Origin of the sequence: Roseibium sp. HPY-6, from assembly GCF_040530035.1 — a bacterium.
Taxonomy (GTDB): Bacteria; Pseudomonadota; Alphaproteobacteria; order Rhizobiales; family Stappiaceae; genus Roseibium.
In genome coordinates, this window is record NZ_JBEWCD010000003.1 from 305,985 (window position 1) to 319,683 (window position 13,699).

General features: G+C 58.4%; 13 protein-coding genes. 2 read left to right on the forward strand and 11 right to left on the reverse strand.

Features of this window, described 5'->3' with window-relative positions:
* Window positions 1-17: 17 nt before the first annotated feature.
* From ABVF61_RS27390 to ABVF61_RS27430, 9 genes are all read right to left on the reverse strand, one after another.
* Window positions 18-1,655 (reverse strand): dihydroxyacetone kinase subunit DhaK, encoded by a 1,638-nt coding sequence (locus ABVF61_RS27390; protein ID WP_353996786.1) that lies wholly within the window; start codon window positions 1,653-1,655, stop codon window positions 18-20.
* Window positions 1,656-1,666: 11 nt separating this feature from the next.
* Window positions 1,667-2,662: an ABC transporter ATP-binding protein gene (locus ABVF61_RS27395; protein ID WP_353996787.1), complete on the reverse strand. Its 996-nt coding sequence runs from the start codon at window positions 2,660-2,662 to the stop codon at window positions 1,667-1,669.
* The gene (locus tag ABVF61_RS27400) at window positions 2,655-3,752 is read right to left on the reverse strand and encodes an ABC transporter ATP-binding protein (RefSeq protein WP_353996788.1); all 1,098 of its coding nucleotides are present in this window, start codon (window positions 3,750-3,752) and stop codon (window positions 2,655-2,657) included. The genes ABVF61_RS27395 and ABVF61_RS27400 overlap by 8 nt, the downstream gene beginning before the upstream one ends.
* Before the next feature lie 4 nt (window positions 3,753-3,756).
* Window positions 3,757-3,945, reverse strand: coding sequence for a hypothetical protein (locus ABVF61_RS27405; protein WP_353996789.1), 189 nt, complete (start codon window positions 3,943-3,945; stop codon window positions 3,757-3,759).
* Window positions 3,942-4,883: a carbohydrate ABC transporter permease gene (locus ABVF61_RS27410; RefSeq protein ID WP_353996790.1), complete on the reverse strand. Its 942-nt coding sequence runs from the start codon at window positions 4,881-4,883 to the stop codon at window positions 3,942-3,944. Before ABVF61_RS27410 ends, ABVF61_RS27405 begins: the two co-directional genes overlap by 4 nt.
* The gene (locus ABVF61_RS27415; RefSeq protein ID WP_319384609.1) at window positions 4,880-5,827 is read right to left on the reverse strand and encodes a carbohydrate ABC transporter permease; all 948 of its coding nucleotides are present in this window, start codon (window positions 5,825-5,827) and stop codon (window positions 4,880-4,882) included. Before ABVF61_RS27415 ends, ABVF61_RS27410 begins: the two co-directional genes overlap by 4 nt.
* Window positions 5,828-5,958: 131 nt before the next feature.
* Window positions 5,959-7,278 (reverse strand): ABC transporter substrate-binding protein, encoded by a 1,320-nt coding sequence (locus ABVF61_RS27420; protein WP_353996791.1) that lies wholly within the window; start codon window positions 7,276-7,278, stop codon window positions 5,959-5,961.
* Window positions 7,279-7,505: 227 nt separating this feature from the next.
* Window positions 7,506-8,531, reverse strand: a complete 1,026-nt coding sequence (locus ABVF61_RS27425) for a LacI family DNA-binding transcriptional regulator (RefSeq protein ID WP_353996792.1) — start codon at window positions 8,529-8,531, stop codon at window positions 7,506-7,508.
* 335 nt (window positions 8,532-8,866) lie between these two features.
* The gene (locus ABVF61_RS27430; protein ID WP_353996793.1) at window positions 8,867-9,769 is read right to left on the reverse strand and encodes a LysR family transcriptional regulator; all 903 of its coding nucleotides are present in this window, start codon (window positions 9,767-9,769) and stop codon (window positions 8,867-8,869) included.
* A 103-nt stretch (window positions 9,770-9,872) separates the two neighbouring features.
* On the opposite strand from ABVF61_RS27430, the gene ABVF61_RS27435 reads away from it, so the two are divergent.
* Both ABVF61_RS27435 and ABVF61_RS27440 read left to right on the forward strand, forming a co-directional pair.
* The gene (locus ABVF61_RS27435) at window positions 9,873-10,643 is read left to right on the forward strand and encodes an SDR family NAD(P)-dependent oxidoreductase (protein ID WP_353996794.1); all 771 of its coding nucleotides are present in this window, start codon (window positions 9,873-9,875) and stop codon (window positions 10,641-10,643) included.
* 24 nt (window positions 10,644-10,667) lie between these two features.
* Window positions 10,668-11,528: an SDR family oxidoreductase gene (locus ABVF61_RS27440; RefSeq protein WP_353996795.1), complete on the forward strand. Its 861-nt coding sequence runs from the start codon at window positions 10,668-10,670 to the stop codon at window positions 11,526-11,528.
* A gap of 152 nt (window positions 11,529-11,680) precedes the next feature.
* On the opposite strand, the gene ABVF61_RS27445 is transcribed toward ABVF61_RS27440, so the two are convergent.
* Together ABVF61_RS27445 and ABVF61_RS27450 are read right to left on the reverse strand one after the other, a co-directional pair.
* Entirely contained in the window at window positions 11,681-12,577 is an 897-nt protein-coding gene (locus ABVF61_RS27445; RefSeq protein WP_353996796.1) for a DUF5996 family protein, read from the reverse strand.
* A gap of 105 nt (window positions 12,578-12,682) precedes the next feature.
* On the reverse strand, window positions 12,683-13,447 hold the full coding sequence (locus ABVF61_RS27450; RefSeq protein WP_353996797.1) for an SDR family oxidoreductase: 765 nt from the start codon (window positions 13,445-13,447) through the stop codon (window positions 12,683-12,685).
* Window positions 13,448-13,699 lie beyond the last annotated feature (252 nt).

The following is a 13,699-nucleotide window of genomic DNA, read 5'->3' on the forward strand; positions in this document are numbered from 1 at the left end:
CGTCCTTGAGCCGATCCTCAGCCCGTCAGCGCCGACTCCTGGGTGAGTTGCTCCAGAAGGCGTGCAACGGCTTCCGCTCCGGGATCATTGTGACCCGAGAGGTTCGCTTCGGATACGTAACTCGCCCGGCCGGCACGCGCACGGGTGATCCTGGAAGTCGCATCGGCACCCTGACGCGCTGCGCTTGCAGCCGCTCCGATACCGCCATCGAGTGCATTCAGCGCAGGCATCAGTGCGTCGATCATGGTCCGGTCCCCAGGCTGGGCGCCGCCAACCTGCATCACCCGATCAAGACCTGCCTTGAGCGCCCCGATCGAGTCCCGCCCGCTGGAAGAAGCATCTCCGGCTGCCGCAAAGAAAATGGCAAGAAGCACACCGGAGGATCCTCCCATGGTCTGACTGAGTTCCAGACCGATCGCCCGGTAGAGCTGTGTCAGATCCGCAAGCGGCATGCGGTCAAGCGCCTTGATAAGGGCACGTGCGGCCGTCGCCAGTGTGCTTCCGGTGTCGCCGTCGCCCGATTTCGCATCCAGCGCATTGAGGTCGTCTTCCGCGGCCATCAGGATGTTGCAGCACCGCTCGATGAATGCCCGCGTCGCATCGTTCTTCGATGGCAAGGGCTGAATCGGCGACAGGCCATCCGGAAGCGGCAATATCGACACCGGTCCGAGCGCAAGGCACCCCGGCCAGACCCAGGGCGCGACGGGAGCCTGCAACAGGGCCTCTTCCGTCTTGCTGACAGGAAGCAGCGACACAGAGAACCCGTGCATGTCGAGCGAGGTCATCATGGCGGCCGGCCCCACCAGCCAGCGAATCTGCCCACCGATCCGCGAATGCGTAAGCTCTTCTGCCAGAACCGACATCTCAAGTGGCGTGGTGCCGCCGAGATTGTTCAGGAGGGCGACATGCGGACCGGGCGTCAATGCCGGTTCAAGCCTGTCGACCACCATCGCCATCGCCGATTTCGCATTGGAAAAGGTGACCTGCTCGATACCCGCTTCCCCGTGGATGCCGAGTCCAAGCTCCGCCATGCCGGGCCTGATCCTGTCTTCCTTGGGAGACCCGGGGATCGTGCATGTGTCCAAGGACATGCCAATGGAGACCGCACCTGCGATGACGCGGCCTGCCGCCTCGGTGACCGTTTCAAGGTCCGCGCCCTGATCGGCGAGCGCACCGGCAATCTTGTGCACAAAAAGCGTACCTGCAACGCCGCGTGCCTGAGGCAAATCGGGCAGCGCGACATCGTCGTCGACAATGACCATGTTCACCTTGAGGCCAAAGGCGCGGGCACGTTCCACCGCCAGTCCGAAATTCAGCCGGTCACCTGTATAGTTTTTCACGATGACCAGGCAACCGGCCTTGCCCGTGACCGCAAGGATGCCAGCCAGAACCGCGTCAACCGAGGGAGATGCAAAAACCTCCCCGCAGACGGCGGCTGTCAGCATTCCCTGCCCGACAAAACCGGCGTGGCTCGGCTCGTGGCCTGACCCGCCACCGGAAACCAGTGCCACTTTCGACTTGTCCCAGTCGGTCCGCACAACGACCTTGATGTGCGGATATCCGTCCAGACGGGCGAGACGCCCGCCCGCCGTTCGCAATTCCCCGTCGATGGCTTCCGTGACCAGCGTTTCCTTTGAGTTGATGAACTGCTTCATGTTCCCTCTCCTCAGGTGATACGAATGCCGCTTGCATCAAAGAACAGCGGATTGCGGGGTTGAATGGCGATGGTGTCGCCAGGTTCCAGACCGGAATGCGGGTCCGATAGCGTGATCACGTTGTGGCCTTCCAGTATCAGATGGAGGCGGATCTGATCTCCAAGATGTTCGATCCGTTTGACGGTCGATCCTTTGCCCTCGCCCTGCTGGATATGTTCCGGCCGCAGGCCGATCTTGGCAGCGCCCGCCGGTGCACCGGCAAACATATCCGCAGGCAGGACATTGATCCGGGGCTGGCCGAGCCGGCCCGCCACATAGAGGTTGACCGGGTTTTCATAGATCTCGCGTGGCGTACCAAATTGCACCAGCTTCCCATTATCCAGAACGCCGACATGGGTCGACATGGTCATGGCCTCGATCTGGTCGTGGGTCACATAGAGCAGCGTCGCGCCAAGGTTTTCCTGAATGCGCTTGAGTTCGACACGCAGGTCGGAACGCAGCTTGGCGTCAAGCGAGCTCAGGGGCTCGTCCATCAGGTAGATGGTTGGGTCACGCACAAGCGCGCGGCCGATCGAAACGCGCTGCATTTCACCACCCGACAACTCGGTCGCCTTGTTGTTCAGCTTGTGCGAGATGCGCAGGACCTTGGCGACTTCCGATACCTTGCGTTCGATCTCGTCCGCGGGCGTCTTTAACAACGGCGAGCGCAGGGGAAATGCCAGGTTTTCCCGCACGCTCATATGCGGATAGAGCGAATATTGCTGGAACACCATAGCCACATTTCTCTGCGCCGGCGTTTCATCGGCAACAGAGCGTCCGCCGATGAAGACGTCGCCTCCGTCGGGCTGCTCAAGGCCGGAAATGAGACGCAGGATCGTCGTCTTGCCGGCACCCGTCGGTCCGAGGAGCGTCACGAAAGCCCCGTTGGGAATGGTCATGCTCACATCATCGACGGCGACCGTGTCGCCAAACGCCTTCGACAGGTTGGACAAACGCACTTCAGACATGGGAGAGCACTCCCTCGTTCAGGTCCGACCGCAGAGCGCGCCCGGACTGATTGTCGAACAGCGTCGCAGTCGCCCCATTGAAATCGAGGCCGACGGTTTCACCTGGTGTCGCCGGTTGGTCCGACGCGATCCTGGCCTTAAGGTCGCCCCCGGCTGTCTTAACGGTGACGATCTGCGTTGTTCCAAGATACTCGGCGGCGACCACTTCCCCCCGGTTGCCCCCATCGTCCCGAAGCCGGATGTGCTCCGGCCGGATGCCGTAGACCAGGTCACCCTGGAATGGCTCCCGGACAGTCGGAACAGCAAGATCGATGTGATGCATGCGAACGCTGGAGGCGCCCGAGTGGACCTCGCCGTGGAATCTCAGGAAGTTCATGGAAGGCGACCCGATAAAATCAGCGACAAACATCGTTGCCGGTTTGTCGTAAATGTCCTGCGGCGTTCCGAACTGTTCGATCACTCCGTGATTCATGACGACGATCTTGTCCCCCATCTGCATGGCTTCGAGCTGGTCATGCGTGACGTAGACGGTAGTGGCACCCATGCGGTCGTGCAGTGCGCGCAGTTCCTCTGCCATATGTTCGCGGAATTCGGCGTCCAGCGCTCCAAGCGGCTCGTCCATCATGAAGGCCTTCGGCTCTCGTACTATGGCGCGGCCAAGTGCAACGCGCTGCCGGTCCCCACCCGAAAGACCGCTGACGGGGCGGTCGAGAATATCTTCGATACCGAGAATGCGCGAGACTTCTGCAACTTTGTCCCGAACATGCTTCTTAGGCATTCCCTGACTGACCAGCGGATAGCTGATGTTCCGCCGCACATTCATGTGCGGATAGAGCGCAAACATCTGGAAAACGAACGCAATATCGCGCTGCCGGGCAGGTTTCTGTCCGACCTCCTCCTTGTCGATATAGATCTCGCCGGATGTCGGAAGTTCAAGACCGGCAATCATGCGCAGCGTTGTGGTCTTGCCGCATCCCGACGGCCCGAGCAGCATGAAAAATTCACCGTCCTCGATCTTGAAGGAGGACGACTGCACGGCAGTGAAGTCGCCGAATTCCTTCCTGAGGTTCTTGATGACAATCTCGGCCATTGCTCTAGTCCGGAAAATGGCTGACGACGATGAACATCACCGTGCCAGTCAGCGTGACAATGAAGGAATAGGTGTATGCCCATAGCACCAGCGGCTGCATCAGCATGACGACGCCAACGGCAATCAGAACGGAGGCCAGCAACTCCCAGGGGCCGCGCCGGAACCGTGTCAGTCCTTGAAAAAAGTCGCTCATTTGCGCACAGCTCCGAAGGTGATGCCGCGCAGCAAGTGCTTGCGAAGCAGGATTGTGAACACCATGACCGGCACGAGGAACAGCGTCGCGCCTGCGGCCACCGCCGGCCAGTCCTGGCCGCCGACCCCGATGATCGTCGGAATGAAGGGCGGTGCGGTTTGCGCCGTTCCCGAGGTCAAGAGGACTGCGAATGCATATTCGTTCCACGAGAAGATCAGGCAGAAGATGGCAGTCGACGCGATGCCGGTCGCTGCCTGTGGCAGGACCACCTTGTAGAAAGCCTGAAACCGCGTGTAGCCATCGATCAGCGCGGCTTCTTCATATTCGCGCGGTATTTCGTCCATGAACCCCTTGAGCAACCACACCGCCAGCGAAATGTTCACAGCCGTATAAAGCAGGATCATGCCCAGATGCGTATCGGAGAGCCCGAGCGTGCGGAACATCAGGAAGATTGGAATGGCAACCGCTATTGGCGGCATCATTCTTGTCGACAGGATGAAGAACAGGAGATCGTCCTTCAAAGGCACTTTGAACCGCGAGAACGCATAGGCCGCGAGTGTGCCCAGAAAAACCGACAGAAAGGTCGACCCGAAACCGATAATGACGGAGTTCAGGAACCGCTCGCCGTAGCGCGACGGACCGGCAATCACCATGTCGCGGTTGCGCACGATTTCCTCGTACCAGCTCGAGGGTGGCGGCAAGGCCTGCAGGGCTTCCGGGGACACACGCGTGCGTGTCGTGAAGAGGTTCACGTAGCCTTCAAGCGAAGGCTCGAAAAAGACCTTGGGCGGATAGGCGATCGCATCGACCGGAGACTTGAAACCGGTCGTCAGGATCCAGACAAGCGGAAGCAGCGTGATTACCGCATAAAAAACAACCAGTGTGCCTGCGAGCCACTTTTGCAGCGGCGAAGGTTCGGTAATGGAATAGCTGCTCATCTTTCCTTCACCTTGTTGAGGGCTTTCACATAGATTGACGCAAGGCCGAACACCGTGACGAACAGGATGATCGCGTAGGCGGACGCATAACCGGTGCGCCATTTCTCGAAGGCTTCACGTTTCAGATTGATGGACGTGAGCTCAGTCACTGATCCGGGCCCGCCGCCTGTCAGCTGCACGACAAGATCGAACATCTTGAAGTTCTCAATGCCACGGAACAGGACTGCCAGCATAAGGAATGGCAGCACCATCGGTATGGTGATCGTCCAGAACTGTCGCCATTGGCTCGCTCTGTCGATTTCCGCTGCCTCATAGATATAGTCGGGGATGGACCTAAGCCCTGCCAGGCAGATCAGCATAACGAACGGCGTCCACATCCAGGTGTCGACGATCACAATCGACCAGGGCGCCAGTTTCACATCCCCGATCATCTGGAACGAAGACGGGTCGATACCGGTCAGGAACGAAATGCCATAGTTGAAGAGCCCGATCTGAGGCTGATAGAGAAACGTCCAGAAGTTGCCGACAACCGCCGGTGACAGCATCATCGGCAGGACGATCAGGGTCGTCCAGAGATCATTTCCCTTGAATTTGCGGTTGATCAGCCAGGCCAGCGTGAACCCGATCAGCACCTGCAACAGGATGGTCCAGAACAGAAAATGTGCCGTTGCCTGCATCGTCAGCCAGATGTCTTCATCCGTCAGAATGCGCTCGTAGTTGCGCAACCCGATGTAATCGACCTCCCGGTTGGGACGGTTGGCGCGAAAATTCGTGAAGCTCAGATTTATGGTCCAGATGAGCGGAAAGATATTCACCGCCAGCAGCAGGAAAATCGTCGGCAGAACGAAGAGCCAGGCGATTGCCCGGTCGCTCAAGCCGCGGATTTTGGCAGCAACGGAGGGCGGCGTCGCTTTCGCCACGCGGTCGATAGGGGTGTCTGACATCTGTTGCCTGTTCGAAGAATAGTCCGGAAAACCCGGCGGGGTACGTTCGGGCATTCACTGCGCATTCGCACCCGCCCGGTTTTGGGCCGGACAAGCTGGTCTGAACCCGCTTGCCCGGCAGTCCGAGTACGTTACAGCTTGCCCTCGTCCTCGAAGACCTCGGTCCAGTCTTCGATGAGTTTGTCGAGAGCTTCTTTTGCCGTTCCCTGATCGGCCACGACATAGTCATGCAGCCGCTTTTGCATCGCCAGCAGCAGTTCCGCATAGGCGGGCTCCTGCCAGAAATCCATGACGCCGTCCATGGCGAGCAGGAAGTCGGCGGCAAACGGCGCGCTGTCCGCGAAGTTCGGATCGTTCAGAACGCTGACGTGACAGGAATATCCACCGAGATCCCACCACTTCTTTTGAACGGAAGGCTGTGCAAACCACTTGATGTACTCGAGCGCTGCGTCCTGCTTGTCGGAATAGGCAACAACGGAAATGCCCTGTCCGCCAAGCGTGGAAGCCTCTTTCAGCTGCCCCGGGTTCACAAAGAAGCCGATCTTGTCGCCACCGGTATCCGGATCCGCGTAAAGGCCCGGGAAGAAGGCGAACCAGTTCATGGCCATGGCCACTTGACCCGACTTGAAGGCGTCAAGAGACTGTTCCATGTAACTATCGGTGTAGCCTGGAGGCGTCGACGTCTTGTAGAGCTCCTTGTAGAACTCAAGCCCGGCAACCGCATCCGGTGAATTCACCGCGCCTTCCATGTCATATTTGCCCGGCGTCATCTCATACTTGAAGCCGAACGGGTACATGGCGCTTGTTGCGCCCATGGTGATGCCTTCAGAGCCGCGCTCGGTGAAGATGGCCGCGCCGTAGCGCTTCTGGCCGTCGATTTCGCGGCCCTGGAAGAACTTGGCGACTTGCAAAAGCTCCATCTGGGTTTTCGGAGGGGCCAGGTCGCGGCCGTGTTCAGCCTTGAAGGCTTCCTGGATTTCCGGTTTCGCAAACCAGTCCTTGCGATAGAACCAGCCATTCGCATCGCCCATTGCAGGCAGCGCGTAGTAGTTTGGCGTTCCCTTAGGCCAGGTCGAATAGGCATAGACGGTCGCTGGCGCGAAGTCGTCCATGCTGATGCCTTCCTTGTCGAAGAAGTCGTTCAGCTTGACATAGTGGCCGTTTTCCGCACCACCGCCGATCCATTGGCTGTCGCCGATGAGAAGGTCGCAGAGCTTGCCGCCCGAATTAAGTTCGTTCAGCATCCGGTCCGCGAAGTTCGGCCACGGCACGAATTCGAATTTCATTGTATGCCCTGACTGGGCTTCAAATTCCTTGGAAAGTTCAACAAGGGCGTTTGCCGGGTCCCATGCGGCCCAGCACAGCGTCAGTTCTTCTGCCTGTGCCTGAGATACGCTTAGCCCGCTTGCCGCCACAAAAGCGGTCGCCGCGAGAAGTTTCGCAGTTTTCATCGCTGATTTCCTCCCGATATGGTCGCTCCCGGCGCACACCGGGTGGCGGCACTCCTCCAAGTGCGCGATCACCGTATTTGACATACGTATGTCAAGTCAATCAAAAAACTGACATACGTCTTTCTTTTTGAGTGAAGCAACTCGAATTTCAAAACGAATGAGCTACAAATTTCTGATTTAATGATGTTTTCAGGGCGACACGCGGTGCGTGCAACAGTCGAAGCGGACTAGTAAAGGTTTTCGCGCATGATGATTTCAATGCGGATCTGCTCCTGCGCTTCATAGATTCCAGCGTCATCGCACTTGGCGCGAAGTACCCTGAGAGCGCTCCTGGCAAGATGCCCCACGTTCTGCACGATGATGGCATCCACTTCACCATCCAGCAATGCCTGGCGCGTGACGGAAGTCAGGTCATGCGCAACAACAACAAGATCGCGATCACGTGCAGATTGTCTCAAGGCATCCAGCATGATGGCATTCCCGGAGCCCATGGAATAAACAGCCTTCAGATCGCCATGGGCGGCAATGCTTCTTTGAAGCGTTTCCCTGATCCGGTCCGGATCGTCGTGAAACTCGATCGTCGGCAACGCCTTGAGCCTCGGAAAATCACGCGACAGCACCTCGTCGAGGCCAAAGCGCCGCTCGATACTGTCGCGGGACACCATCGAATTCGTGGCCACCAGAATGCAGCCGGTTTCTTTGCGCAGGAAGCGTCCAAGTAGCGCGCCAGCTGTCTGACCGGCCGAAAAATTGTCAATTCCAACAAAGTGATCGCAGCGCGAGTTCGGCAGGTCGGACACCAGGGCGACCACATAAGCGCCTGCGCTTTTGATATGCGCAATCGCGTCGCGCACCTGCGGTGTCTCCGGTACCATGATCGCAACACCGTCAAGGCGTCCGAGATCCAGAGATTTCAGGCGTTTCACAACGGCATGCGGATCAGCGGCATTCACGTAGATGATGTCGACATCGGCCCGGTCGGTTACTTGTGCATCGGTTGCCTCCCGAACGGCGCCGGCAACAGTCTCGACAAAATGGTTCGGACCTTCAGGCAGGACAAACGTGAACTTGTAGCGCCTTTTCTTTGCAAGGTTCGCCGCATTGGTGTCACGCACATAGCCGAGCCTTCGGACCGCATCTTTTACGCGTTCAGCGTTTTTTGGCCGCACGTCCGCCCGTCCGTTGAGGACGCGGTCGACGGTCGACAGGCTGACACCGGCCTCGCGCGCTATATCGTGGACAGTAGGCTTCACTCTTCATCTCCCGCGGACCGCCAAGTTGGCGCCTCTTTCTGACATACGTCAGTCAAAATGTGCCTTGATCACAGACTTGTCCAAGAATATTATTTCTTGTCAGATATTTAGCGTTCTTCACGCACTTGCGCGATCTTCCTGCAAGACGGTTTCGACATGCCAGGTTTCCAAATCGGTTGCGAAGCGCAAGCGCGACGACCGGCTTCACCTTTGCGGTGTTCACGCGGATGTCCACGTTCGCAACTCAAGCTGCGTTCGACTTCGTTTCCGCGATGCCGAAAGAAAGAGAGACACCGCCTGGTAATTCTGTGTCCGGATAGATGGAACGGAGCCGTTCAAACCCTAAGACCTTCAACACTTCGCACCTTCGCTGCCACGTGATCTATGAACCTTGAAATGCGAGCGGGAACGACAGCCGACGGATTTCGGACCGCGTAAAGCGGCAGCTGCTTTTGCGTAAATTCCGATAGGATCGTGACGACTTCGCCGCGTTCGATATGGCCAGCGAATGCCCAGAGCGGGCCTGCATGAATCCCAACCCCGTCAGCAACAGCTTTGACCGCAGACCGGACCGAATTGATCGCGACCCCATTGGTCCGTTGCACCCGCATCACAGCTCCGCCGGGCCCGATTAGCTCCAACGGATTTTGGCGATTGGAGGAGGCAAAAAAGACGTGCTCGTGCGTTTTCAGATTGTCGGGATGTTGCGGTGTCCCCATCCGTTTAAGGTAGTCCGGCGACGCCACCAGGACCCGCGGCACATCCGCCAACTTCCTGGCGATCAGGTTTGAGTCCGGCAGGTTGCCGACGCGCAACGCGACATCAATCCCGGTTTGTGTCAGATCGACGAATCCGCTCGCAAGAACTAGGTCAAACTCAACGTCCGGGTACTTTCTGCGATAGTCCAGAAGCCAGTCCGCAACAAATTCCTGTCCAAAATCAATCGCCGAGGTCACGCGGAGCAATCCGCTCGGAACGAGATTCTCGCCGCTGACTTCGGCTTCCGATGCTTCAAGTTGGTCGATGATTGATGACAAGCGCTCGAAATAGAGCTGCCCTTGCGCCGTTGTCACAGTGGTGTTGCCGTTTCGGTCCAGCAGTTTTGTGCCGAGCTGTTGTTCCAGCCGGGTAATCCTCCGCGAAATGCCCGACGGATCCTGACCAAGCGCACGCGCGGCAGCGCGAATTGAGCCCAGCTCAACCACTTTCAGAAATGCAACCTGGCTCGCCTGTTTCATGCAAGTGTTGTTATTTTGTCTACACCTGATTGTCAAATCAGCGACTGATGTAGCGAAAGCCGATCGCATAGGATCCTGCAATCGCACACAGGAGCTTTAGAACATGGAAAAACCGCTGAATGGAAAAACAGCGTTGGTCACCGGCGGAAGCCGCAATATCGGCCGGTTAACCGCGCTGGAACTCGCTGCCAAGGGCGCAGATGTCATTGTGACCTATAACAGCCAGGCTGATGCCGCGGCAGAAGTTGTAGCCGAGATCGAAGCGGCTGGACGGCGGGGCAAGGCTCTGCAGGCAGATTTCTCCGACAGTTCCAACGTCACGCTACTTGTATCAAAGGCGCAGGAGACATTGACGCACTGGCAAGCCGAAGGGCTGGACATCCTGGTCAACAATGCAGGCGCGATACGGATCGGCGGGTTCGATCAGATAACCGGCGACGATCTGGACGCCATCTATACGACGAACTTCAAGAGCGTTGTCTTGCTGACCCAGGCATTTTTGCCGTCGCTGCGCGATGGCGGCCGCATCGTGAACCTGAGCTCCGGCCTGGCCAACGGTGTCTTCCCTCCGCTGATCGCATATGGGCCAATGAAAGCCGCCTTGCAGACAATGACCCTTTACTGGGCGCAAATTCTGGGGCCACGGCAAATCACCGTAAATGCAGTGGCACCGGGTGGGCTCGACGACGATTTCAACGCCCGGCTCTTCGACGAAATCATACCCGGCGCGCGCGACTACATCACCAGTAGCACGGCACTTGGTCGCGTTGGCCTGCCGGAGGACGTGAGCGGTGTCATCGCATTCCTCTGCGATCCGAAGGCCGCATTCGTCACCGGCGCCGTTTTGAAAATAGACGGCGGTTTCAAGCTTTAACCTCTCATAACAGGATACAGGAACATGACGAACAGTGACAATTCCATTTCTCGGCGTTCGATGTTGACCCGAATGGGAGTAGCCGCAGTGGCGGGCGCTGCTGCGACACAGGCCAGTGCGCAAACCGCAGGCGCTAAACCGCTCGCCGGAAGAGTGGCCATCGTTTCAGGAGCGCGCAATAACATGGGCCGCGCGTTCTCGGTCAAGCTGGCCGAAATGGGCGCTAACGTCGTTGTCCATTACCACCGGGCGGAAACCCGGGACCAGGCAGAAGAGACCGCTCGTCTTGTCGAGGCAAAAGGCGTGCGCGCGGCCTTGACGATGGGGGATCTTGGGCAGGTTGAGAACGTACGAGCCATGTACGACACTGCCGAACAGGCCTTCGGAGGCGTCGATATCGTGCTGAACCATGCAGGCGCAATCCTCAAGAAGCCGCTTGCCGAATTCTCTGACGACGAGTTCGAGCGCCTGGATGCGATCAACAACCGGGGTTTGTTTTACAGCTTGCGAGAAGCTGCGATGCGTGTCCGCAACGGTGGCCGGATCATCAACACGGGAACGTCTCTCCTGGCTGGCGCGGCACCGGGCTACACGATTTATTCGGGCACCAAGGCGCCTGTTGAGGAATACACGCGGATGCTCGCCAAGGAGTTGGGCGCAAAGCGGATCACCGTGAACTCCTTTGCACCCGGTCCGGTGGACACGCCTTTCTTCCACGAACAGGAAACCGAGCAATCGGCAGCCTATGCCGCGCGCCTGTCGACCGAACAGCGTCTGGGCGCTATCGACGACATCGTGCCGATCGTCGCGTTCCTCGCAAGTCCAGAGTCTCAGTGGGTAAATGGGCAGACGGTCTGGATCAACGGCGGTTATCTTACCCGCTAATCATCATCCCGGAGGCACACCGTGTCTCCGGGCACTTTTACGCCGGCTCACATGACGCGATCACGTGAGATCGCATTTCAATAACCGCGATATCACAAGCGGGCTGACCCGCCCCAAGCCGCGCAAGCGGAAAAAACACGTCCCCGAGTCGCTCAGGCATGCACATGCCTCAGGTCGCCTGCTGGCCAGTCAGCCTTTTCAGCTGCACCTTCATAAAGGCTGTCGAGAAACGAGCGGATGGCATCTGCCGGGTCTATTGCATTGCGCGCATCTTCATACTTGAGGATTGCAAGGGCGCCGCCATTCTTTTCCGCCCAGAACGCAGAGCCGGGCCGAAGCGGAACCTTGTTCAATCCCGCAGGTTCGGGATAGGCGTAGCCGTAAAATGCGGCTTCCTTGAACGTATCGTCTCCTGGCCAGAAACCGACCGAAATCACCTCATGCGAATAGGCCTCCCTGTCCGATTGCGTCCCCCCTTCCAGCGGATGTGCACGGCCCGAAAAGCGGGTGACCACCAGGTCAAAGGAGTGCCAGTAGAGCTGCACCGGCGTCTGCTTGCCGACAAATTCCGACCGGTAGGTTTCGAAGACGCCCGATACTGAACAAAGCGCCTGCCAGAAGCGGAATACCGCTGCCTCATCGTAGACGCGCGGCGCGGCGTCCTGGGGAAAGGGCGTCTTGGATTTGTTGTCATAAGGGACGGCAACGATGCTCACCGTGACGCCCAGATCACCAAGCAGCGAAAACAGCGCGGTGTAGAATTCGGCGACGGTCAGGCCTGCAACGGAGAAGCTCTCTTGTCTTCCGTCGTTGCGGCTGACGCTGACGCGATGATCGATCATGTCGAACATGATTTCGAACCCGCCGTCCCGATAGGGAATGCGGCCCGTCGTCAATCCGCGAACATGCGGGTAAAGCGTAACATGCCACCAGTGGTTCAGCTTCGGGTGCGACTTGAGGCGGATTTTCCCGATAATCTGCAGAAAAAGATGAAGTGTGTCCCTGGTATCGGACCAGTCTTCATAGGGAAGGGGCGGCAGTGTGGTCATCGCTTCGCATCCGTCTTTTCCTGAAGGGCACGGCCGGGTGGCCTGCCGCAACTATTTAGGCGAAAGGTGGCCGCCGGAAAGTCTCGCGTGCGCATCGCCGCCTTTTCACGGTGCAAGCGTCTCGGTATGACCGTCGACGGCGAGCGCCTGCCCGGATATCCGTCTTCCCGCGTCCGATGCAAGAAAGTGAACCATATTGGCGACATCTTCCGCACTGACCCAGGTTTTCAGGGATACGCCCTCGACATAAAGAGCACGCACCTCCTCCTCGCTGATCCCGCGCGCCACAGCCTCTTTCGCCACGATGCGGTCCATCCGGGGGCCTTCCACCGCGCCGGGACAGAGTGCGTTGACGCGTATGCCATGCGGCCCGAGTTCCATGGCAAGTGTCTTCATCAGGCCGATGATGGCCCACTTTGCTGCCGCATAAGGCGACCGCATCGGGTATCCCATGATCCCGGCGGTGGAGGAGGTCATCGCGATCAGGCCCGTGCCTTTGGCCTTCATCACCCGGGCGGCCCAGCGGCAGGTCAGAAATGTGCCATGGACATTGGTCGCGACACACCGTTGCCATTCGTCGTAGTTCAGCGTTTCAATCGCGCCGGCCGGACCACCTGTTCCCGCATTCGCGCAGACGACATCCACCTCACCCCACCGGCTTTCCAATTCGCCGAGAAAGGCTTGCATGTCCGCTTCGCTGGTTACGTCCGCTATGCCGCAGATGACGTTGGGATGTGTTTCCCGGAATTCCGCAACCGCGGCAGCATCCGCGTCACAGATTGCGATTTCCGCGCCATCTCTCATAAACCGTTCCGCCATGGCCCGGCCGATACCGGCAGCCCCACCCGATACGAAAACACGCCTCTTCATTCGATCGTCCCCTCCAGCCATGACGATTTCATGGGACTGAAAACAGAAAAAAGCCCCTTTGCGGACCCTTCACAACGCAGTGGTCCAGTAGTTGTCGATCGGTTCCGCAAAGTCACGTCAAGTGAGTGGCGGAAGTCGGGCCTGCGATACCCTGTGACGTATTCGTCCGCTTCAATGCGACATTTATTCGCACAATCATTGGACACTCGTCCCTTTCTTATGCAACGCTAACGGACGGGGAACAGCAACGGA